We start from the raw sequence: 22,167 nt of genomic DNA on the forward strand, positions 1-22,167 counted from the left end.
CTAAGGTGACTAGGGACGATCATCCTCAATATAGTAACGGATGTTATCCTCGAAAGATTCGTCCGCAGTCAGGCCTAGCTTCAGCGACTTCTCGGGACGCAGATCAAAGCGCCAGCCTTTAACAATTTTCTGAATCTCCGGCTGAGCTTCCCATTTAATGAGTTTGGCAGGTTCAGGACCTGCTACCTTGGTCATCGCATCGATGAGCTGGCCAATAGTCCACATACGACCGGGCATCATCATGCATCGGTTCTGCCCCAGATCTTGTGCCTTAAGCTCAGCACCTTTGATAAGGTTCTCCACACACTTACGTGGCGACAGGTAGTAGTGCGGGAAGTCTGCATCAACTGGACAGACCGCTTCCTCGCCATTCAGCGGCTCGCGCAGGATGGAGGACATGAAGCTCGATGCTGCGCGGTTCGGTTTGCCGGGGCGCACAGAGATAGTGGGTAGACGGAAGCCCACTCCATCAATGTATCCCTTGCGGCTGTAGTCGTTGATTAGCAGCTCACCCACGGCTTTCTGCGCGCCATAAGAGGTCTGCGGATTGAGGAAGCTGTGATCAACGATTGGATCCGGTACCTCACCGCCATAGACAGCGATAGAGGAGGTAAACACCACGCGAGGTTTGTTACCCAGCTCACGCGCTCGCTCCAGCACGTTGAGCGTACCCATCATATTGATGCTCCAACCGGCGTCAAAATCCTCTTCCGCATGCGCAGAAACAATCGCAGCGAGCAGGTAGATCACATCAGTATCGGCCGTTACCGCTTCTGCAACAGAGGCGGTATTGGTGATGTCACAGATGCTGGTGTTTACCGCAATAGAGCCACCATCGATGGCACCAGGCTCCATTACATCAACTAGATTAATGCTGCTGAGGGCTTTGCCGTTGAGTTCACCACGAGCAACCAGTGCACGTGCCAGCTTCTGGCCGACAAAGCCGCCACCACCGATAATCAGAACGTTCATATTGTTATTCTCTCCAATTGCAGACCCGCTATTACAGCAAGTCTCGTTTAGCTAAATTGCGGATCAGAGCAGAGGTTCCGAAGGTCCACTCTGGACACTCAGTGGAGTAACGCACACGGTTGCGCAGCTCACCCAGGTTCGGCTCTGTAATTTTGACGATATCATCGCTGTGATGGGTAAAGCCCTGCCCTGCTGCATCGCGGTCTTTGACGGGCGCGAACATAGTGCCGAGGAACAGGAAGAATCCATCTGGGTACTGGTGATGACGGCCAATGGTCTGCTTCACGATGCTGGCAGGGTCTCGACTGATCTTAGTCATTGATGAGAAGCCATCGAGTTCAAACCCATCGACACCCTCAACGCGCATCGACAGATCGGCTTTGCGAATAGAGTCCAGCGTGAACTCACCATCGAACAGACGCACGAAGGGACCGATAGCACAGGAGGCGTTATTATCCTTCGCCTTGCCCAGCAGCAGTGCCGAGCGCCCCTCAACGTCACGCAGATTCACATCGTTGCCGAGTGTTGCGCCAACGATATCGCCGCGCGAGTTCATCGCCAGCACGATTTCCGGTTCAGGGTTGTTCCAGGTTGAGATCGGGTGGATACCGACATCAGCGCCAAAGCCCACCGCGGCCATCGGCTGACACTTGGTAAACACCTCAGCATCAGGCCCGATACCCACTTCCAGGTACTGTGACCAGAGCCCCTCTTGCTGCAACACGGCTTTAACCTGCATCGCCTGATCTGAACCAGGTTCGATACCCGAGAGGCTGTCGCCAATGACGGATTTCACCCGTTCACGAATCGCCTCAGCGCGGTCTGCATCGCCGGCCGCTTGCTCTTCGATCACACGCTCAACCATGCTCTCGGCAAAGGTGACGCCCGAGGCTTTAATCGCCTGCAGGTCGGCAGGGGCTAGCAGGTGAATATGCTGTTCACGATCCTCTCGCAGCGAATTCTCAGTGAGTTGCGCCAGCGAGCAGAGTTCTGTGCCCGCGGCGTTGCGCGCTACAGATACAAGGTCGTCACTCTCCAGCAGCGCCTGCATCGTAGGCACCGCTTTGCTGGTGATATTGATCACCTGTTCGCCATCAATACGCACCAGCGCCGGGCCAACTGCAGGTATCCAAACGCGCCCAACCAAGAGCGCATGAGGTGTGGGGTTTGAGTACGGCAGCATTTTAGGCCTCCGCCGGGATCATTTTGCCCGGATTTAGAATGTTGTTCGGATCGAAGCTCTTCTTAATCATGCGCATGTACTGAAGCGACGCACCGTGCTCGGCATCCATAAATTTGAGTTTACCCAGGCCGATACCGTGTTCGCCCGATACCGTGCCCCCCAATCGCAGAGCGGTCTCGGCCAGCGCAGTAATAAACTGCTCACAGCGCTCCATCTCATCGGCATTATTTGGATCCACGCTCACACCGGCATGGAAGTTACCCTCGCCCACGTGACCGACAATAGTCGAGGTAAGACCCAAACGAACAGCATCATCTTTAGCCTGCACAACGGCCTCAGCCAGTTTAGAAATAGGCACACAGACATCGGTTGGCCAAAGGTGACCGCCCTCGCCCAGTGCAGCACTGGCGTAGTGTGATTTGTGGCGCATCGCCCAAAGCTTGTTGCGATCCTCAGCCAGGGTCGCCGTGGTCCAACCTTCAGCACCAAACTCTTCAGCGATCTCGCCAAAGGCTTGCATCTGCTCTTGGACGCCCGAGGTGGTGCCGATGAACTCCAGGAAAAGATGCGGTGTTTCAGGCAGCTCAGACTTGGAGTAGTTATTGAAGCCGCGCACCATCATCTCGTCGACCAGCTCGATGCGCCCCACAGGCAGGCCGCACTGGATCGTCATAATGACGCAGTTCACCGCATCTTCAATGCTTGGGAAGCGGCAAGTGGCCGCAGTTAGCGCTTCAGGGATACCGTGCAGTTTCAGCGTAAGCTCGGTGATAATGCCCAGTGTGCCCTCAGAGCCAACCATAAGGTGAGTCAGGTCATAGCCAGTTGCGGATTTCTTCGCCTGGTTACCGGTACGCATGATGGTGCCATCTGCCATCACCACTTCCATCGCCAACACGTTATCACGCATGGTGCCGTATTTCACCGCTGCAGTACCCGATGCACGTGTAGCGGCCATACCGCCAACAGAAGCGTCAGCACCTGGATCAACCGGGAAGAACAGGCCCGTGTTACGCAGCTCGTTATTCAGCGTTTTACGGGTAATACCCGGCTGAACAATCACGTTGAGATCTTCAGCGTTGACCGCCAGCACTTTACTCATGCGAATCATATCGAGGCTGATACCGCCCTGTACTGCTAAGTGCTGACCCTCTAGGGATGACGCAGCACCGTAAGGCACAACCGGGCAGAGCTCTTCGTTACAGATCTTGACGATCTGCGACACTTCTTGGGTTGACTCTGGATACACTACAGCGTCGGGCAACGCCTTCTGATAGTAGGACTCGTTTTCACCATGCAGCTCGCGCTCAGCGAGACTGGTAACAACGCGATCACCCAACAAGGCTGAAATTTTATCGATAGCAGACTGGATAGACATTACTTACCCCAACGCAGAACAAGCGGATCAAGAGGCTGAATAAGCTCCATCAGCAGCGCTTTGGTATCCGGGTGCAGTGGAGAGATAGGGTGGCGACAGAAGTCAGATTTAATGACGCCACCGGCAACCATCGCCGCTTTGGCAGACTGGAAGCCACACTGGCGGTTCTCATGATTAACAGCGGGAAGCACGCGGGCATAGCCTTCAACGGCTGCAGCACGGTTACCGGCAAGAAAATCGCGCACGATAGGACCGATAAGATCAGGAATCATTGCCGAGGTCATCGTACCCGTTGCACCCGCATCGAGATCGGCCAGCAGCGTGATCGCCTCTTCACCATCAAATGGCCCCTCAATAGCGGCGCCACCTTCGGCAATCAGAGCACGCAACTTGGCAGCGGCGCGTGGACACTCAATCTTAAACAGCTTGAGCATCTCAATCTCTTGCGCCATTTTTACCAACAGCGGGACAGGAAGGTCGACGCCTGAGAGCGGTGCATCCTGCAACATAATAGGAATACCGACCTCACTGACTGCCTGGAACTGCTCGAAGGTCTGCTGAGCGTTCCCTTTGAGCAGAGCGCCGTGATACGGCGGCATCATCATGACAATATCGGCACCGAGATCCTTGGCGAAGCGCGCACGATCAACAACGATCGGAGTCGCAAAGTGGCTGATGGTAACAATAACCGGTACACGACCAGCCACATGCTCAAGACAGAGGCGCGTCAACGTTTCGCGTTCGGCATCGGAGATCAGAAATTGTTCTGAGAAGTTAGCGAGGATACAGATACCATCCACACCCTGATCTATCATCAGATCCAGGACGCGCTTCATCCCCTCCAAGTCGACGGTGCCATCATCACTAAATGGGGTTGGCGCAACCGGCCAAATGCCGGTGTAAGTAGCGTGTGTCATACTTCCTCTTAACGGGCGGTTTGCAAGCCCCCTAAAATGGTATACCGTTTATAAAAAGTCAAACAAATTCGCGGCCCGCGCCGCGCCTTATAAGGAAAACAAGATGAGCGCAAAACCCACAATTGGCTTTATTGGTGTCGGCTATATGGGCCATGGCATGGCGAAGAATATTCTCAAAGGCGGCTACCCTCTGTGGATCAAAGGAAACCGCAACCGTCAGCCGATCGATAGTCTGGTTGGCATAGGCGCAAATGAAGCGAGTAGCATCAAAGAGCTGGCCGAGAGGTGCGACATCATTCACCTCTGCCTTTCCAACTCTGAACAGGTACAGGCCGCTATTCGCGACAACGGCATTCTGGCTGGCGCGCGTCCCGGCACGATTGTAATCGACACCTCAACATCCGACCCTACAGTCACCCTCGCATTGGCTGCGGAACTGGCCGAAGCCGGCATGCATATGGTGGATGCACCACTGGGCCGTACACCGAAAGAGGCTGAATCGGGCGAGCTGGATGCGATGGTGGGTTGCAGTGAAGAGATCTTTGCGCAGGTACAGCCCGTTATCGATTGCTGGGCGGGCACCATCACGCGTATTGGCGAGGTGGGTACCGGCCATAAGATGAAGCTGCTGATGAACTTCCTCGGCGCCAGCTACGCTTCACTCTACTCCGAAGCGATCTCACTGGGCGCCGCCGTTGGTATCTCACCGCATGCATTCCGCGAGGTGATCGCGCCGAGCCGCCTCGGCTCCGGCTTCTTCAACACCTTCATGCAATATGTCTGCGAACGCGACGAGAACGCCCACAAGTTCTCCATCGACAATATGGCCAAGGACATCCGTTACGTTAACGCTATGGCAACCGATGCCGGGGTTATGAACGTTATGGCCTCAGCGGCACGCCACTACTACACCCACACCCAAGCAATTGGTGCCGGTGGCGACTTCGTACCGATGCTCAGCGACCACGTTGGCCGACTCAATGGCCTGGATATTGATGCAATCGCCCGCGAAAGCATGCCGAAGACGTAAACCGGCGTACTAAAACAAAAATCAAAGGGAGCGTTATGCTCCCTTGTGATTTTTATAAAGCACATTCGCAACCCTGCTAAGATCTGAAAAATCCGGAGTCATTCAGCATCTCGCGCATGTGCTCGCGGCGTTTCAGCTGGAGCGCTTTTGACACAGAGTCACTCCAATTGGTTCCAGCCACTCCACGATCTGCGTAGTAAGCAGCCATCACCTCATCGTAACCATCGACAAGCGGCTGAATCTTTTCGCTGTCATAGCTATCGGTATGAAGCACTGCTTCAAGCGGCAAGCGCGGCTTGGTAGCGTTACGCTCTTTCGGTTTACCCAGACACATTCCAAACAGCGGGAAGACAAACTCGGGCAGTTGGAGTTGTTCAATGACCACATCCGGTGCGTTACGGATACCGCCAATAAATACACCACCCAGTCCTTCAGACTCCGCAGCTAGAAGCACATTCTGAGCAAATAGGGCCACATCAACAGCTGCAGCCACCGAGTGCTCGGTCAGTCCTTCAAGTTCACCCATACCCGCTTTGGTGCAGGCGTAGTTAAGTCGGCGAAGGTCAGCACAGTAGACCAGAAACTCAGGGGCGCTGATCACCCACTTCTGGCCTCCTGCCGCTTCACTGATGGCTTGGCGTTTGGCCGGATCCGTCACTCGCACAACCGAATAGGCTTGCACATGGCTCGAGGTGGAAGCCGACTGACCCGCTTCAATGATATTTAACAGCGTCTCCTGCGCTACCGGCTCATCGGTAAAAGATCGAACCGAGACGTGGGATCTCATTAACTCTCTAACTGAACTCATTGTAAATCCTTGTATACCGGGGTTGTGGGCATCAATACGTCGCGCGACCACCAGAGAGATCAAAAACCGCTCCAGTCGTAAACGAGTTCTCGGGGCTTACCAAGAAGCCGATCATCGACGCCACCTCTTCCACTTCTAGGAATCGATTACGCGGAATTTTTGAGAGCATGTATTCGATAAACTCTTCTGAGAGCTGGTCGAAGATTGGCGTACGTGCTGCCGCCGGCGTAACGCAGTTACAGGCGATATCGAAACCAGCGAGCTCTTTACCGATCGATTTAGTCAAACCGATTACGCCTGCTTTGGAAGCCGAGTATGGACCTGCGTTAGGGTTACCCTCTTTACCGGCAATCGACGCGATATTAACGATGCGACCGAAGTTACGCGCCTTCATACCGGTGATAACCGCTTTATTCGTGTAGAAGGTGCCCATCAGGTTGATATTGACGATCTGCTGGAACTCCATAACATCGTAATCTTCGATCGTCGCGTTTGAACCGGCGATACCTGCAGAGTTCACCAGAATATCCACACCGCCAAGCGCCTCCTCAGTTTGCGCTAGTGCCGCTGTTACGCTGTCATAGTTGCTGACGTTACACTCAACGGCAACGGTCTCTCCCAGAGTGCTAAGGTTTTTCGCAGCCTCCTGAGCCTTCTCTACATTCAGATCCCAGAGTGCAACACGTGCACCGTTGGCCAACAGTTTGGCCGCAACCGCAAAACCGATGCCTTGAGCACCACCGGTCACTACCGCGATACGCCCTGCAACTGCATATTTGTTCTCAGTAACTGACATGGTGCGCTCCTCAATCCACAACTACGGCACGGCCGTCAGCAATCATCTCTTCAATAGCGGGCATCTCGCAGTAGCCAGACTGCACCTTGGCATCCAACTCATACTCCAGCGCTTTGATGTCTTCGAGCTTGGCAATTATTTCGTCGATGCGAGCAAAGGGAACGACCGCGACGCCATCACCATCAGCTACGATAATATCGCCACTCTCAACATAACGGCCTGCCACTACAGCACCAAAGCCGACTCGGCCAGGACCCTTAGAGTAAGGCGAGTTAGGGTTAAGACCCGCACACCAAGCTGGTAGCCCTACTTCGACAATACCCACGTAATCACGCATCTCGCCATCGGTGACGAAGCCAGCAGCGCCCTTGTTTTTCAGCATGCCGCAGAAACGGTCACCGGCAGCCGAGCAATTTGTGTGGCCATGCACCGCAGAGACGATGATGTCCCCAGGTTGCATAATGTGGATAGCGCCCATAGTGGCCAGGATCTCAGCGGGGCCATTTTCAGCAACCACCGCTACACCTGTGGCGACGCACTTAATATCGCGACCACCGCCGATGGGCTTAACACTGGAGTTCATTGCCGCTTGGCCATCTAGCGCGTCGCAGATGAAGCCAGTTGGAATGTCTTTGAAGGCAGCGACTTGCTCGGCGGTTGGGCGAGGGAAATTCTTGCGAATGGTTAGCAAAGCGGGTTCTTTAATCATGGGAATCTCTAATTTTTCTTGTCGGTTTCTATCAGAAGTTTCCGGATAAACAACATCCAGAATTATTAATTTGTAATGGTTGCTTTTGGTATACCAGCTTCACATAATGATGCCAACTAAAGACCGATAAAAATCACAATTACAACCATCAGCCAGGAGTTCATGGCATGTCCAATACCAAGGCCAACAAGCGTTTTCGTTCCCAAGAGTGGTTCGACAACCCAAACAACCCAGGTATGACCGCGCTTTACTTAGAGCGCTACCAGAACCAAGAGTTCACCCGCGAAGAGCTGCAGAGCGAGAAGCCCGTTATCGGTATCGCGCAGACCGGTAGCGATATCTCTCCGTGTAACAAAATTCACGTCTTCCTGATGGACCGCATCAAGGCCGGCATCCGTGAAGCTGGCGGCATCCCGATGGAGTTCCCAGTTCACCCGATTCAGGAGACAGGTAAGCGCCCTACCGCTGCGCTAGATCGCAACCTATCCTACCTCGGTCTCGTTGAAGTGCTGCAGGGTTACCCACTGGATGGCGTTGTTCTGACAACTGGCTGTGACAAGACGACCCCGGCGATGCTGATGGGTGCTGCCACTGTTGATATCCCAGCGATCGCCCTCAATGGCGGTCCAATGCTGGACGGTTGGTGGAAAGGTAAGCGCGCGGGTTCCGGCGCTATCGTCTGGGAGAGCCGCCGTCTGCTGTCAGCTGGCGAGATCGACTACGAAGAGTTTATGGAGCGCGTCTGCTCGTCGGCTCCATCGCTTGGTCACTGTAACACTATGGGCACGGCCAGCACGATGAATGCCATGGCCGAAGCCCTGGGTATGTCACTGAGTGGTAACTCCGCGATTCCTGCACCCTACCGTGAGCGCATGGCGATGGCTTACCAGACCGGTAAACGCATCGTTGAGATGGTTTACGAAGACCTTAAACCATCGGACATCATGACCCGCGAAGCGTTTGAAAATGCGATTATTGTGAATGCGGCGATTGGCGGTTCAACGAATGCGCCACCACACCTGCAGGCCGTCGCTCGTCACATTGGCGTAGAGCTCAATGTGAAAGATTGGGAGAAGATCGGTTTCGACGTACCACTGATGGTTAACATGCAGCCAGCCGGTGAGTACCTCGGTGAGAGCTTCTTCCGCGCCGGCGGTGTACCAGCTGTGATGGGCGAGCTGATCAAAGCAGGCCGCATTCACACTGACGTAATGACAGCGACCGGCAAAACCATGGGCGAAAATCTGCAGGGCGCTGCAAGTGAGGACCTCGACGTAATCACCACGTACGACGAGCCGCTGCGCAAAAACGCGGGCTTCAAAGTGTTATCGGGCAACCTGTTTGACTCGGCGCTGATGAAGACCAGTGTTATCTCAAAAGACTTCCAGGAGCGCTTCCTATCACAACCCGGCAACGAGGGCGTATTCGAAGCCAAAGCTGTTGTCTTTGAAGGCCCCGAGGATTACCACGACCGCATCAACGACAAGAGCTTGGGCATCGATGACCATACCATTCTGTTTATCCGCGGTGTAGGTTGTGTTGGTTACCCGGGTTCTGCCGAGGTGGTCAACATGCAGCCACCCGATGAGATCATCAAACAAGGCATCAACCACTTACCTACCGTGGGTGATGGGCGCCAGTCTGGAACCTCTGAGAGCCCTTCAATTTTGAATGCGAGCCCAGAGTCAGTCGTCGGAGGTGGCTTGGCCTACCTGAAGACCGGTGACAAGGTACGTCTGGATCTGAACAACTCAACACTTAATGCGCTGGTATCAGACGAAGAGTGGCAGGCTCGCATCAAAGCGTGGAAGAAACCTGAACTCATTCATATGACACCTTGGGAAGAGATCTACCGTACACACGTTGGCCAATTGGCGGATGGCGGTTGTCTGGAGCTTGCAACTAAGTACCAGAAGACCGGCCGTAATATCCCTCGGGATAACCACTGATAAGGAAGAATAATAACAATGTCCAAATCGATTATCGTTACGGGCGCCGGTTCAGGTATCGGCCGTTCGACCGCTGAGCATTTCCTCGAAGCTGGCTGGAAAGTCGGCCTGGTGGGCCGTCGTAAAGAGCAGCTCGAAGAGACTGCCGCGGGCAACCCCAATGCACTGGTAATGCAGTGTGATATCACCAACGAAGATGATGTAGAGCAGTCATTCAATAGGGCGCGCGATACCTGGGGCCGAGTTGACGCTCTGTTTAACAACGCAGGTGTCGCACTGCTGGGCAAAACCATTGATGAGCTTAATGTTGATGAGTGGCGCAACCTCATGGATATCAACGTAACTGGCTCATTCATCTGCGCCCGCAAGGCGTTTGCGATTATGCGCGCGCAGGACCCTCAGGGTGGCCGCATTATTAACAACGGCTCTATCTCCGCGCATGTACCGCGTTGGGGTTCTGCACCTTACACCACGTCTAAGCATGCGATTACGGGTCTGACGCGCTCAATCAGCCTCGATGGACGCCCCTACTCCATCGCCTGTGGTCAGATCGATATCGGCAACGCGCTCACAGCAATGGCAGCATCGATGACAACCGGTATGCCTCAGGCTGACGGACGTATTGAGATTGAACCCGTCATGGATGTAAGCCACGTCGCTAAATCGGTACTGCATATGGCTGAGCTACCGCTGGACGCCAACGTGCAGTTTATGACGGTGATGGCAACCAATATGCCATTCATTGGCCGCGGTTAATCGGAGAGCTGGCATGACTAAACCTGTAGCGCTGGTTACCGGCGGTGCTCGCGGCATCGGTATGGCGACAGCAAAGCTGTTCCTGGAAAACGATTATGAGGTGATCATCCTCGACCGTGATGAGCCTGCACTGGAAGAGGCCGCCGCTGAACTCGGTGCCAGCGCCTACCTCTACGATGTCTCCATCATTGAAAACACAGCCAAAGTAGCTGAGCAGATTCGTGCTGAGTTTGGCCGTTTAGATGCGCTGGTTAACAACGCCGGCGTCGCAGACTTCGGACCGATTGAAGAGTGCGATGAGAAGCTCTGGCGCAAGATTATGGACACCAACCTCGATGGTCTTTTCTATCTGAGCCAAGCACTAACGCCGCTGCTAAAAGAGAGTTCAGGCGCTATTGTAAATATCGCCTCCATCTCTGGCCTGCGTGCCTCAACGCTGCGCGTTGCCTACGGCACGTCTAAGGCGGCTGTGGCGCACCTGACTAAGCAGCAAGCCTGTGAACTCGGCGAATACGGTATTCGTGCCAACTGTGTTGCACCGGGTCCGGTAAAAACCAAACTCTCGGTTGCGGTGCACTCACCCGAGATCATCAAGGCGTACCACGACTCTATCCCTCTGAACCGCTACGGCAGCGAACGTGAGCTCGCGGAAGTTATCTACTTCCTCTGCTCGCCCAAAGCATCGTTTGTCAGCGGTCAGGTGATTGCAGTCGATGGCGGTTTTGAAGCGACCGGCGTGGGGCTGCCAGCACTGCGCGTTTAATCGATCGCACACTCGATATCGAGTAACTAAAAAGAGGGCGAATGCCCTCTTTTGTTTTTTAAGCACCCGTTTATACAGCTGTACGAGCGCTGTACGAGCGCTGTACGCAAAGCGTATCGCGCGGCTGCTTACGGCACTTAGGCGCCATTTAGCGGAATGACTTGGTGAAACTCTCGCGAATAACCGCCGCCTGAATCAATCTGCATCACGCTCAACAATTTCAAACACTGCGTGTTTGCCCAATGCGAAGATCAACACATACTGCAGGGTTACGACGCGAAGGCTGCTATAAATTACGAAAAAGGATACGGAGTTTCTTGCCGCAGCCTCGCTATAGCGACAAGCTTAGCGTCCAGCGCCATATTGAGCTTCGATGCGCAAACCCTCCTGCTCAATAGCCTCAGCCGCTCGCCGAGCAGACTCTGCCATCAACTCCAGCGCTGCAGCCTGATCAGCTAATGAGCGTTTATTCGGCAAGGCTTTAGCCATCATATCGAATCCAGCGCGGCACTGTTTGACCAGTTCTTGCGGAGTCACCTCGCCCACAATATTTAAGTGATTGATATCGTTCATATTCGTGCATCCATCCATGTTGCCTTAGTAGTGCGTATACTGATTTCAAGGAACGAGAGACAATGGTCGCGCCCGGTAGCAGCTCTCAGCTCTCTACACAGCTCCTCAAGTGCGCTCTGAATGAGGAGGCCTCAATGCACTGCTTCCATAAGAGACTATTCGACTTCTGACGCTAGCGTCCTAACCCCAGGTTTTTTTTAACCGCGACGATGGCTAAATTTCGTGGGGTGACTTCTCTTGGGCAAAACTCTGTGATGCTAACTTGAAAGCCTCGTTCCTCCAGATAACACCCAAGATCAAGAACAATCAAATGCTCCAAAAAGCGTTTTAGCCCCTGACGCACAATGCCCAATCGTTCGCAGAGCAAGAACCGCTCTCTGCCGACGATTAAGTAGGATTCTAAATCTTTCTCTTCCCATTCCAGACCGTGCTGCTGTGCTGCCCAGTGAAAAAAACCAGACGGATCTTGATTGAAGATCGCTTTAGGAACCGATGCGAGGGAGCGATAGCTCGTGTCACCCGTAGTCTCTACACGCCAGTTTTCATACGCCAGACGCCAGATTAGTTCGGTAGCACGTAGGCGTTGTACTCGTACACCGCCGGTTACTGTCTCGAGCAACGGAAGGCGTAGGGTATTTCGATCAAACACTAGGGAGAGTTTCTGCGCGGCACTAGAGAGGCGACTGTCCGTCTGATCGCTATACAGGTGGTAACAACAGGGGGCCAGAATTATCTGTTCCGCCACCTCGCTCGCCTGCCTCAGCATACTGCGATGCAGACCACCGCAGGCGTGCAGTGCGGTATGCCTCTGGCCAAGGGTAAGCAGATCGCTATCCAAGGGTTGCAACACATCACAATAGTGGAACTGGGTTTGGAGGTTGAAGCTTTGTGCCCGCGCGCGACCAGAGCAGCAAAGATGGTTATCAATCTCCAGACAGTGTGAGCTCTCGATATTGTGAGTATGCTCCAGCGTCGTTGCCAAATAGCCTTTACCCGAACACCAGTCGAGATGACTTCGAAGCGGAGTTAGGGGTTTAATCAGGTCACTGAAGTAATTGATCTGCTGCCACTTGCGGCCCGGAATACCCGCTGCGATAGCCGGCTGACTGATATCGACTCGATGGTTATTAGTGGTAGGTTCCCAGGCTAATAGCGGCTCAATGTAATCAGGCACAAGATTCTTTAGCCACTGCGTGCACAGTTCAGGGGACTTAATAAGCGCCTCTACCTCATCATGGGTCAGAGCCATCAGCGCAGTATCTAACTTTGACTCACTTTCACTCCAGGGCGATGCACTGCATAGAAACGGCTCTGGCTGCCAAAGGTGCTGGCAGGCATGCAGGGCCGATCCTAGTTTAAGTAACTGATCGCTGAGCGAGGTCATCAAAACTCCGTGCACTTCAGACAAACCCAAACTTGGGTCGATAATGTGCGTATTGTGCCTACTCGAGAATCAGCTGTCAGTGGCGCAGCGGATTTACCAAGTCCCAAAAAGCAAAACGCGCAGCCTGGACCGCACGTTTTTGCTAGGAACCGGCTAAATTAGCCAAACTTTTCGCTGGCTAGCTTAGCGCCCTCAGCCAGAGCCTCAAGCTTCGCTTGGGCAATATCGCGATTCATGGGCGCCATACCGCAGTTGGTACAGGCGATAAGATGATGCTTAGGCACATATTGCAGTGCCTGCCCGATTGTCTCAGCGATCTCTTCCGGTGTCTCTATAACCTCACTAGCGACATCGATCACACCGACCATGACGTCCTTGCCCTCAAGCAGTTTCATCATTTCCATCGGCACATGCGAGTGCATGCACTCCAGACTTACTTGATCGATGCTGCTTTTCGCCAAGGCTGGAAAAACCTTTTCGTATTGGCGCCACTCATGACCCAGAGTCTCTTTCCACTTATTGTTGGCTTCGATGCCGTAGCCGTAACAGATGTGTACTGCGGTAGTACAAGTGAGTCCCTGACAAGCACGCTCTAATGCAGCAACCCCCCAGTCAGCGGCCTCTTCCATGTAGACATTAAAAGCAGGCTCATCGAACTGAATAATATCAACGCCATCAGCCTGCAGCGCCAGCGCCTCTTGGTTCAGTAGCTCGGCAAAAGCCATCGCCATTTTGACTCTGTCACCGTAGTAGCGGTCGGCCACGGTATCAACGATGGTCATCGGACCTGGGAGGGTGAATTTCAGCTTTCTCTTGGTATGCGCGCGTGCAATGCGTGCTTCAAACTCGTGCACGCGACCTTTTAGACGCAGGGGCGCGACCACCTGAGGTACCTGAGCGTCGTAGCGATTGTTACGAATACCCATAGTCACCTTGTTGTCGAAGTCGATACCCTCAACGTGCTCAACAAAACCGTGAACAAAATGCTGGCGAGCCATTTCACCGTCACCGATCACGTCCAGCCCCGCATCCTCCTGCGCTTTAATCCAGAGCAAGGTTGCATCAGCCTTTGCCTGCAGCAACTCGTCACCATCGTACTTCCACTCTGGCCAGAGCTTCTCGGTTTCAGCAAGCCAGTTTGGCTTTGGCAGGCTGCCAGCAATTGCAGTTTTGAACATTGGAGTTCCCCTCGAATTAAAAAGCACCCACAGCTATACGGTCCAGCCAATCTGGCGGGTCAACTAATATGGATAATAAGCGGAAAATGGATCGAAGCGACCACAGCAGACGGTAATTTTGGATCCGCTGTACGCCTAAAGATCAGCTAAGAAGGTCTACAATCTGAGTCACAATCTGATCAACCCCAAGTGCAATATCCACCTCAACGGCCAGCTCGTTTTCGTTGGGCGTCTCTAAGGTCTCAAACTGTGACTTCAACAGCGCGGGTGGCATAAAGTGCCCACCGCGGGCATTCAAGCGCTCGGAGATCAACTCATAGCTACCTGCCAGATGAACAAACAGAACAGGCTGCCCCGCAGCTTCAGTAATTCGATCACGATAGGCCTGGCGCAGCGCCGAGCAGGCGGCGACTGCACCACTAGACGCACCCGCCTCAGAAGCGAGCTCTTTGCCGACAATATCTAGCCAAGGCCAGCGATCATCATCACTCAAGGGTACCGACTGACTCATCTTAGCAATGTTGGCTGAAGGGTGCAGATCGTCGGCATCAATGAAGGACATACCCAAGCGTTTTGCAAGTTCAATTCCAACAGTCGACTTGCCGCAACCGCAGACACCCATGACGACTATCGCTTTTGCTTGTTGAAGGTCACTCACGCTTTTTTCCATCCTATATACGCCGCTATCACTTGCCGCTTTATTCAACCCGTCAGAAATGGTATACCATTCTTAAGAAAAATAACATTGCCGGAAAGGCGCGAACCTTCGCTTCCGGTTTGACCCCAAAGAGCGCTTCATGAAGATCACAGGAATCCGTACCTACCGTGTCGACGAATTTGCCAACGTCCTCTGGGTGCATGTCGAAACCGATGCCGGCATCACTGGCCTAGGCGAAACCTTTTACGGCGCCGAAGCCTGCGAAGCGCACATTCACAACACGCTAGCCGTACGTCTGCTAGGCAAGAATCCACTCAATATCGAAACACTGCACAAAGAGATGATCTCTTTGCCGAATGCGCAGGCCTCGACGGGTGTCGAGTATCGCGCCGCGTCGGCGATCGATATCGCCCTCTGGGATATTTTCGGAAAGGTCGCAGGCCAGCCGGTACACACCATGTTGGGTGGGCAATCCTGGGACAAGGTGCGCATCTACAACACCTGCGCCGGCACCCGCTATGTGCGCTCCAACGATATTAAACCGGTCAACACCTGGAACTTAGGTGAGTCAGGTCGCTACGAAGATCTTGATGCCTTTATGACCAATGCCGGCGCGCTCGCCGAGGACCTGCTGGAACAGGGCATCACGGCAATGAAGATCTGGCCATTCGACCCACCGGCTATTGAGAATCAGGGACAGTTCATCACCGTGGAACAGATGCGCACAGCACTGCAGCCATTTGAGAGCATCCGCAAAGCGGTCGGCGACCAGATTGATGTGATGGTGGAGATGCACTGCTTGTGGAACTTGCCGGTTGCACAGGATATCGCCCGCGAACTGGTACAGTTCAAGCCGCGCTGGTGTGAGGATCCTATCCGCATGAACAACCCGCAGGCGCTAGCCGATTTCCGCGCTGCCACGCCGATCTGGAGCTGTGCATCCGAGACACTGGGCTCACGTTTCGCTTACAAGGACTACCTCGACAAAGACGCGATAGATGTTGTGATGTCCGACCTCTGCTGGACCGGCGGTCTAACAGAGGGGCGCAAGATTGCGGCCCTGGCCGACCTGCACCACAAACCCTTTGCGCCGCACGACTGCATAGGTCCAATTGGCTTTGTTGCAGCCATTCATATGAGCATCAGCCAGCCCAACACCTATATTCAAGAGTCGGTGCGCGCCTTCTACAAAGGCTGGTACCTGGAACTCGTAACCGAGATGCCAAAAATCGAGGGGGGCTACGTCTACCCCATGGAGGCACCTGGACTCGGCGTTGAACTACTCCCCTCTTTCTTTGAACGCGGCGATCTTACCACTCGACAGAGCGAACTGAACTAATGAGCACAACTCAATTAAATATCTCTGGCTTATTTGATCTATCAGGGCAGACAGCCCTAATCACAGGCTCGTCACGCGGGCTGGGCTTCGCCTTTGCGCAAGGGCTAGCGCAAGCGGGTGCACGCATCGTACTCAATGGCGTTAATCCAGAGCGACTTGAAGAGAGCGCAAATAAGCTGCGCGAATCCGGCTATGAAGTTGTTACCGCCGCCTTCGATGTCACGGATGAGAGTGCAGTAAAGGCAGCCTTCGAGCGCTTTGATAACGACGGCATTGAAGTCTCAATTCTGGTGAATAATGCTGGTATCCAGTTCCGTAAACCGATGGTTGAGCTGGAGACAGCAGACTGGCAACGGGTGCTAGACGCCAATCTGACATCGGCCTTTGTGATTGGCCGCGAAGCGGCCAAGCGAATGATCCCGCGCGGGCGTGGCAAGGTCGTTAATATCGGCTCACTCACCTCTGAGCTGGCACGCGCAACTGTCGCCCCCTATACCGTCGCCAAAGGCGGTATCAAGATGCTGACCAAAGCGATGGCAGCCGAGTGGAGCGAACACGGCATCCAGGCAAATGCGATTGGCCCGGGCTACATGATCACCGATATGAACGAGGCGCTGATCAACAACCCTGAGTTCGATGCCTGGGTTAAAGGGCGCACGCCAATGCGCCGCTGGGGCAAGCCCGAAGAGCTTGTGGGCACCTGTGTTTATCTTGCATCCAATGCGTCTAACTATGTTTCAGGCCAGATCATCTATGTCGACGGCGGCATGATCTCCGTTCTCTAATTTGGGTTATTAAACGAATGAAAATCGTCTTTCACGGGGCTAATGCCCAAACCTTTATGCCGCAGTTTGAAACTCTGTTGGAGCAGGATCACTCAATCAGCTATGTACCGGATCAGATCGACAGCGCAGAGAATATTGCGACCTATCAGGCGGCGGATATCGTTATTGGTATTCGCTACGACAATGCTCTGCCACAGCTGAACGCCAAACTCTACCAGTTACCCAGCGCCGGCTACGACAAGGTCGACCTGAATGCACTGCCGCCTAGCTGTGACGCCGCCAACGTCTTCGGTCATGAGAAGGCGATAACCGAGTATGTGATGATGGCGCTACTTAGCCGCCACGTGCCGCTATTCGAAGCAGACTCTCAGCTGCGCGAGCGCAATTGGCACTACTGGGCCGGTAAGCCAACAGGCCTGCGTAGCGAGCTGGGTAGCGAAACCATCGGCATTGTAGGCCACGGCCATATCGGTAAAGAGATTGCCAAAAGAGCACAAGCCTTTGGCATGAAGGTGATGATGGCAAACCGCTCTGCGATTGATGTGCAGTACAATAAGAACTTTGCGCTAACGGACCTCGCTCAGATGGCAGCTGAGGTCGATATTTTGGTTAACTGTCTTCCCCTAGCGCCAGCCACTGAAGGCTTGATCAACGCCGAGATCTTTAACGCAATGAGGGCGGACGGGGTCTTTGTGAACGTCGGACGCGGTGCCGTTGCCGATGAGCAGGACCTGTTCAGTGCGCTGAAAAATGGCAATATAGGTTCGGCGATCATCGATACCTGGTACCAGTACCCGAGCCCAGATAACGCCAATCCAAACCCGTCTGCCCTGCCCTTTGCTGAGTTAAACAATGTGTTGATGACGCCACATATGTCAGGCTGGACCGAAGGCACTATTGCACGGCGCCAGCAGCAGATGGCGGACAATATCAACCGACTCGCACGTGGCGAAGCGATCCTTAACTCACTGAAGTAGAGCTAAAAAAATGAACCTATCCCCAATTGAACTCGGCATTCTTATGGGCATCGGCGGCACGATCGCTATGGATATCTGGGCCCTGATTCAACATTGGATCTTCAAAATGCCACTGCCTAACTGGGGCAATCCAGGCCGCTGGTTTGCGCATCTACCAAAGATCTTTCATGAGGACATTAGCAAATCACCCGCGGTGAAAAACGAGGTCGCGATTGGCTGGGCATTCCACTATGCCGTCGGCATCAACTACGGCGTTTTCTGGATACTGATCGCCGGTGAAGCTTGGATTGCAAACCCATCCTTCCTGCCGCTGTGGATCTTTGCACTCGTTACGATAGCCGCTGGATGGTTTCTGCTGCATCCGGGAATGGGGTTGGGCTGGGCTCTATCGAAGACACCAACGCCCTGGAAAGGCCGTTTCCTTGGTCTGGTTGCTCATACAGCCTTCGGCCTAGGGATGTACCCCCCGGTGCTGTTTATCTGACTCCTGATGTTCTTTAGCTCGAGCATCAGCCTTGGTATGCTGTTGTTCAGAGGTTTCGTTATTTAGGAGTCAGCATGCGCGCCTACGCTATACTTCCGAGTACACTGTTAGCCACACTACTAATCTCAGGTTGTTCGGTAAGTATGGCGCCGACGAAAAACTCAAACTCCGTAATCAGTACGCAGAGCGCCTGCAGCACTCTGAACTCAACACAACCGAGTATAGAAAAGCTGACTGTGCTCAGTCAGTGCTACGCCGATTACACCCAATCGATCGCAATGCACCTCGACCTAGATACCGAGCGCGCTCAGCTTCATCATTTGCAAGGTTCACTGAATGAACTCAATGGACAGACACGTGCCATCGCTTCTATCTACTGTGAACTGCACGCACAGTGTAAGTTGGAGGTGCGTGCGGATCAGCCGATCTATAACGACTACTATGAGATCGGGCGGGCAATTCAGAAGATGAACTCAGCCGAGGGAGAGACCAAACGACTCAGCCGTCTAATTCGACAGCTGAATGATAAAGTGCGCAACGAAGTATCGCGGCTAAAGGAGTCTAATTCCAGTTTGGGTCGCGAGCTGCTAGAAGGCCTCGAGGCGTGCAATAAGGCCGCCAGCCAGTCTTAATCGATGTGCTCGGCTAAGAGCGTCTGAAGTTTTTTGATCGCCTGACGTTGAATTTGGCAGACTCGAGACTCTGTCACGCCCAGGATTAGCGCAATCTCTTTGAGGTTCATCTCGTCGTTGTAGTAGAGCGAGAAAATCAACTGTTCACGTTCACTAAGCTCACCGATTGCCGTCGCGAGAGCGGTGCGAAATTGACCATCAGCCAACTGTTTACTGATACTCAAGCCTTCGAAGCGCAGTTCAGACTCGCTCCCTGATTCGCTATCCGTAAGTGAAACCGTCTGGTATTGATGGTTTTTACTAGAGTTAGCGTGATAATCCTCAAGCGAAACTCCCATATAGTCCGCCATCTCTGAGTCATAGGCAGCACGACCGAGGCGCTGCTCCAACTCCCCGCGAGCCTTTGTAGTCTCGCGAATATTGCTCATAACACTGCGCGGAAGGTTACTAGTGCGACGAACTTCATCAATCATCGCTCCACGAATACGGAAGCGTGCGAAGGTTTCGAACTGCGCCCCTCTAGTCGGATCGAAAGTCTGATCAGCTTCAAGCAGACCGATCATGCCCACCTGAATCAGGTCATCCAGCTCAATACTCGCCGGTAAACGAGCAATCAGATGCATTGCAACCTGCTTAACAAGTTGCGCATGCTCCTCTAGCGTGGAGCTTGCTTTGACTCGCGCATTCTCTCTGTAGAGGCTAAGATCACGCATTAGGCTGATGCCCTCTCAATTAGACGCTCAACAAAAAATTCCAACTGACCTCTGGCGACTGTTGGCTTCGTCCATTTGGCAATTTTGTTCGCCACATTGAGGTAAGACTGAGATGACTTCGCACTCGGTGTTGCTTCAAAGACTGCACGCTGCTGACGGTTCGCCTCACTTAACAGGCGATCCCGGGGGATAGCGCCCAAGTAGTTAACACCCTGACCTAAAAAACGCTCAACTACAGAGTTCAACTTATCGAACAGTTTCTGGCCGTGTAGGGCGTTGTCCACAAGATTGGCAACCAACCAGATGTTGTTAACATCATAGTCACGGCGCAAAATTTTGATCATTGCGTAGGCGTCTGTCACGGAGCTTGGCTCATCGACCACCACAACCAACACATGGTGAGCAGCCTGCAGAAATGAGAGCACACCCGCTGAAATTCCTGCGGCTGTATCCACGATCAAATAGTCATAGGCATCGTTAAGTTCGCTGAATGCCTGAATAAGATGACCAATCTGCTGTTCACTCAGTTCGGCCATACTCTTAACCCCGGAGGAGGCAGGCACTATCTGTATTCCAGCGGGTCCCTCAATTAGAATCTCACCTATCCGCTTCTCACCTGACAACACATGCGATAGGTTGTGTCTGGCATAGAGACCCAGCATAACATCGACGTTAGCAAGGCCTAAATCAGCATCGAGTAGGAGTACTCTGTTCCCCGCCCGCTGCAGGGCGATAGCAGTGTTAATAGCAGCGTTTGTCTTACCAACCCCCCCCTTACCTGAGGTCAGCGCAATCACTTGGACACTTGGGCTCTGGTTCATTGGGCCGCTCCTACTTTAAAGTCAGTCAGCGCACTAAAGCCAAGGTCAGTATCGGCGGTTGAGACTTCTGAAGACCCCGGGGTCTCGGTGTCAAGATCAAACCAGTGAGCAACTAACTCAGTGCTGGTCATCGGCGTATAACACCCAGGAATTTCAGGTCCCTCACAAGCACCCACCAATCCGATACCCGAATCGACAAGGGCCGATACAACCCCGCCGCAGTCTAGTGTCTCATCTAGTTTGGTCACAATAGTTCCTGCCGCTTTACCGCGCAGCGCGTCACAGTTCTGCTGGTTGATCGCAGTCTGATTGTTAGCAGCAAGCGTTAGCAGTACCTTCAGCCGGGGATGGCTCGACATCAATGAATCCACAAGTACCGATAGTCCGTTGGACCTGAGGCTAACGCCCGCAGTGTCTATCAGAACCAAACGTTTGCTTCCTAGTGCTGCTAATCCGCGTTTTAACTCTGCCGTACTTGAGGTGTTTATGACATCCACACCCAGCATCATGCCGAACAGCTTCATCTGCTCACGTGAGCCAATTCTATTGTGGTCCAAGGTAATCAAAGCAATATTACCACGGCCATGTATTAGCGCCGCCTGTGACGCAAGTTTTGCGATAGTCGTCGTTTTTCCGACACCCGAAAGTCCAACAAGGGCATAGATACCACCCTCTTCAATCGGATTAAGATCAGATGTACACAAGCGCTCGTTAAACCAATCCAGAGTGTCATCAATCACCTGGGCGTCCTCAACACCATTGAGGTGTGTCTGCAGCCGCGCCAATTGCTGTTGCTGGACGCTCTGCTGCTCCAGTGTACGCAACATATCTTTAGCAGACAGCCCAAGTGCATTGCGCTCCTGTGCCATTTGATTCTCAATATGACTTTGAAACAGATCCCGCAACATCCCCATCTCCAGCGCAAGACTTGCGAGTGAAGGTTCAGGTTTTGGTGCCACTGCAGTCGGTGAAGACGCCTCAGCCTCAGGACGAGTTTTTTCCAGCAGCTTGCGAACTTGGTCAATACTCTCCTGTTCGCTGAGTGGAGCTGCATGAGGGCGCTCGGATTGATCGCTTGTACGTTGTTCTGCCGCTCGTCGAGCCTGCATCCAGTCGACAGTCGGTGCATCACTATTCTGGGATTGCACACGGGCCCGCGGCTTTGACACCACCGCCCCGACATTCGCGTGCGGATCATCCTCCAGTGCGTAACTGCCATCGTTGAGATCGATCGCGACAACAACTTCAACCTGTGAACCGACCTTCTTATTAGAGAGGATTGCCGTGTCTTCACCGTACAAGGCTTTGATCTTCTCAAAGGCGGTACGGGTATCTTTCTCGACTACACGTTTAATATTCATA

The 22,167-nt window shown here is 53.4% G+C and carries 23 protein-coding genes; 9 read left to right on the forward strand and 14 right to left on the reverse strand.

What is annotated here, in order from left to right; all coding sequences use genetic code 11:
- Positions 1 to 9: 9 nt before the first annotated feature.
- Genes denD through AC1WNR_RS11600 form a run of 4 tightly spaced genes read right to left on the reverse strand, consistent with a single transcriptional unit; the run spans position 10 to position 4,450 of the window.
- A complete protein-coding gene (gene denD, locus AC1WNR_RS11585) occupies positions 10 to 972 on the reverse strand; it encodes a D-erythronate dehydrogenase (RefSeq protein WP_481644648.1) in 963 nt (320 codons plus the stop codon).
- A 31-nt stretch (positions 973 to 1,003) separates the two neighbouring features.
- A complete protein-coding gene (locus AC1WNR_RS11590; protein ID WP_481644649.1) occupies positions 1,004 to 2,155 on the reverse strand; it encodes a fumarylacetoacetate hydrolase family protein in 1,152 nt (383 codons plus the stop codon).
- A gap of 1 nt (position 2,156) precedes the next feature.
- Positions 2,157 to 3,533: an FAD-binding oxidoreductase gene (locus tag AC1WNR_RS11595; RefSeq protein ID WP_481644650.1), complete on the reverse strand. Its 1,377-nt coding sequence runs from the start codon at positions 3,531 to 3,533 to the stop codon at positions 2,157 to 2,159.
- Positions 3,533 to 4,450: a dihydrodipicolinate synthase family protein gene (locus AC1WNR_RS11600; protein WP_481644651.1), complete on the reverse strand. Its 918-nt coding sequence runs from the start codon at positions 4,448 to 4,450 to the stop codon at positions 3,533 to 3,535. Before AC1WNR_RS11600 ends, AC1WNR_RS11595 begins: the two co-directional genes overlap by 1 nt.
- A gap of 103 nt (positions 4,451 to 4,553) precedes the next feature.
- On the opposite strand from AC1WNR_RS11600, the gene AC1WNR_RS11605 reads away from it, so the two are divergent.
- Positions 4,554 to 5,480 (forward strand): NAD(P)-dependent oxidoreductase, encoded by a 927-nt coding sequence (locus AC1WNR_RS11605; protein ID WP_481644652.1) that lies wholly within the window; start codon positions 4,554 to 4,556, stop codon positions 5,478 to 5,480.
- Positions 5,481 to 5,556: 76 nt separating this feature from the next.
- Here the strand turns inward: AC1WNR_RS11605 and nfsA are convergent, their stop codons facing one another.
- From nfsA to AC1WNR_RS11620, 3 genes are read right to left on the reverse strand one after another with little or no spacing between them, the layout of a single operon-like run.
- Positions 5,557 to 6,288 carry an oxygen-insensitive NADPH nitroreductase gene (gene nfsA / locus AC1WNR_RS11610; RefSeq protein ID WP_481644653.1) on the reverse strand — a complete coding sequence of 244 codons (732 nt, stop codon included), beginning with the start codon at positions 6,286 to 6,288 and terminating at the stop codon, positions 5,557 to 5,559.
- Positions 6,289 to 6,319: 31 nt separating this feature from the next.
- Complete coding sequence (locus AC1WNR_RS11615; protein ID WP_481644654.1) at positions 6,320 to 7,084, reverse strand: SDR family NAD(P)-dependent oxidoreductase; 765 nt, start codon at positions 7,082 to 7,084, stop codon at positions 6,320 to 6,322.
- Between the two features lie 10 nt (positions 7,085 to 7,094).
- On the reverse strand, positions 7,095 to 7,793 hold the full coding sequence (locus tag AC1WNR_RS11620; protein WP_481644655.1) for an RraA family protein: 699 nt from the start codon (positions 7,791 to 7,793) through the stop codon (positions 7,095 to 7,097).
- A 167-nt stretch (positions 7,794 to 7,960) separates the two neighbouring features.
- On the opposite strand from AC1WNR_RS11620, the gene AC1WNR_RS11625 reads away from it, so the two are divergent.
- Genes AC1WNR_RS11625 through AC1WNR_RS11635 form a run of 3 tightly spaced genes read left to right on the forward strand, consistent with a single transcriptional unit; the run spans position 7,961 to position 11,261 of the window.
- Complete coding sequence (locus AC1WNR_RS11625) at positions 7,961 to 9,742, forward strand: IlvD/Edd family dehydratase (RefSeq protein WP_481644656.1); 1,782 nt, start codon at positions 7,961 to 7,963, stop codon at positions 9,740 to 9,742.
- An 18-nt stretch (positions 9,743 to 9,760) separates the two neighbouring features.
- On the forward strand, positions 9,761 to 10,498 hold the full coding sequence (locus AC1WNR_RS11630) for an SDR family oxidoreductase (RefSeq protein ID WP_481644657.1): 738 nt from the start codon (positions 9,761 to 9,763) through the stop codon (positions 10,496 to 10,498).
- Between the two features lie 13 nt (positions 10,499 to 10,511).
- The gene (locus tag AC1WNR_RS11635) at positions 10,512 to 11,261 is read left to right on the forward strand and encodes an SDR family NAD(P)-dependent oxidoreductase (protein ID WP_481644658.1); all 750 of its coding nucleotides are present in this window, start codon (positions 10,512 to 10,514) and stop codon (positions 11,259 to 11,261) included.
- Between the two features lie 345 nt (positions 11,262 to 11,606).
- Here the strand turns inward: AC1WNR_RS11635 and AC1WNR_RS11640 are convergent, their stop codons facing one another.
- From AC1WNR_RS11640 to AC1WNR_RS11655, 4 genes are all read right to left on the reverse strand, one after another.
- A complete protein-coding gene (locus AC1WNR_RS11640; RefSeq protein WP_481644659.1) occupies positions 11,607 to 11,834 on the reverse strand; it encodes a hypothetical protein in 228 nt (75 codons plus the stop codon).
- Positions 11,835 to 12,006: 172 nt separating this feature from the next.
- On the reverse strand, positions 12,007 to 13,218 hold the full coding sequence (locus AC1WNR_RS11645) for a methyltransferase (protein WP_481644660.1): 1,212 nt from the start codon (positions 13,216 to 13,218) through the stop codon (positions 12,007 to 12,009).
- A gap of 158 nt (positions 13,219 to 13,376) precedes the next feature.
- Positions 13,377 to 14,396 (reverse strand): methionine synthase, encoded by a 1,020-nt coding sequence (locus tag AC1WNR_RS11650; RefSeq protein ID WP_481644661.1) that lies wholly within the window; start codon positions 14,394 to 14,396, stop codon positions 13,377 to 13,379.
- A gap of 142 nt (positions 14,397 to 14,538) precedes the next feature.
- Positions 14,539 to 15,054 (reverse strand): gluconokinase, encoded by a 516-nt coding sequence (locus AC1WNR_RS11655; RefSeq protein ID WP_481644662.1) that lies wholly within the window; start codon positions 15,052 to 15,054, stop codon positions 14,539 to 14,541.
- Between the two features lie 139 nt (positions 15,055 to 15,193).
- Between AC1WNR_RS11655 and AC1WNR_RS11660 the strand changes: the two genes are divergently transcribed.
- From AC1WNR_RS11660 to AC1WNR_RS11680, 5 genes are all read left to right on the forward strand, one after another.
- The gene (locus AC1WNR_RS11660) at positions 15,194 to 16,393 is read left to right on the forward strand and encodes a mandelate racemase/muconate lactonizing enzyme family protein (RefSeq protein WP_481644663.1); all 1,200 of its coding nucleotides are present in this window, start codon (positions 15,194 to 15,196) and stop codon (positions 16,391 to 16,393) included.
- Entirely contained in the window at positions 16,393 to 17,178 is a 786-nt protein-coding gene (locus tag AC1WNR_RS11665; protein WP_481644664.1) for an SDR family oxidoreductase, read from the forward strand. Before AC1WNR_RS11660 ends, AC1WNR_RS11665 begins: the two co-directional genes overlap by 1 nt.
- A 17-nt stretch (positions 17,179 to 17,195) precedes the next feature.
- The gene (locus tag AC1WNR_RS11670; RefSeq protein WP_481644665.1) at positions 17,196 to 18,155 is read left to right on the forward strand and encodes a 2-hydroxyacid dehydrogenase; all 960 of its coding nucleotides are present in this window, start codon (positions 17,196 to 17,198) and stop codon (positions 18,153 to 18,155) included.
- Between the two features lie 10 nt (positions 18,156 to 18,165).
- A complete protein-coding gene (locus tag AC1WNR_RS11675; protein ID WP_481644666.1) occupies positions 18,166 to 18,639 on the forward strand; it encodes a DUF2938 domain-containing protein in 474 nt (157 codons plus the stop codon).
- Between the two features lie 74 nt (positions 18,640 to 18,713).
- Complete coding sequence (locus AC1WNR_RS11680; protein WP_481644667.1) at positions 18,714 to 19,271, forward strand: hypothetical protein; 558 nt, start codon at positions 18,714 to 18,716, stop codon at positions 19,269 to 19,271.
- Here AC1WNR_RS11680 and fliA read toward each other — a convergent pair.
- From fliA to flhF, 3 genes are read right to left on the reverse strand one after another with little or no spacing between them, the layout of a single operon-like run.
- Entirely contained in the window at positions 19,268 to 19,984 is a 717-nt protein-coding gene (gene fliA, locus AC1WNR_RS11685) for an RNA polymerase sigma factor FliA (protein WP_481644668.1), read from the reverse strand. The two genes, AC1WNR_RS11680 and fliA, sit on opposite strands and share 4 nt — an antisense overlap.
- Positions 19,984 to 20,805, reverse strand: coding sequence for a P-loop NTPase (locus tag AC1WNR_RS11690; protein ID WP_481644669.1), 822 nt, complete (start codon positions 20,803 to 20,805; stop codon positions 19,984 to 19,986). The genes fliA and AC1WNR_RS11690 overlap by 1 nt, the downstream gene beginning before the upstream one ends.
- Positions 20,802 to 22,166 carry a flagellar biosynthesis GTPase FlhF gene (flhF, locus tag AC1WNR_RS11695; protein ID WP_481644670.1) on the reverse strand — a complete coding sequence of 455 codons (1,365 nt, stop codon included), beginning with the start codon at positions 22,164 to 22,166 and terminating at the stop codon, positions 20,802 to 20,804. The genes AC1WNR_RS11690 and flhF overlap by 4 nt, the downstream gene beginning before the upstream one ends.
- Between the last annotated feature and the right edge of the window lies 1 nt (position 22,167).

The organism is Marinobacterium marisflavi (genome assembly GCF_982447095.1).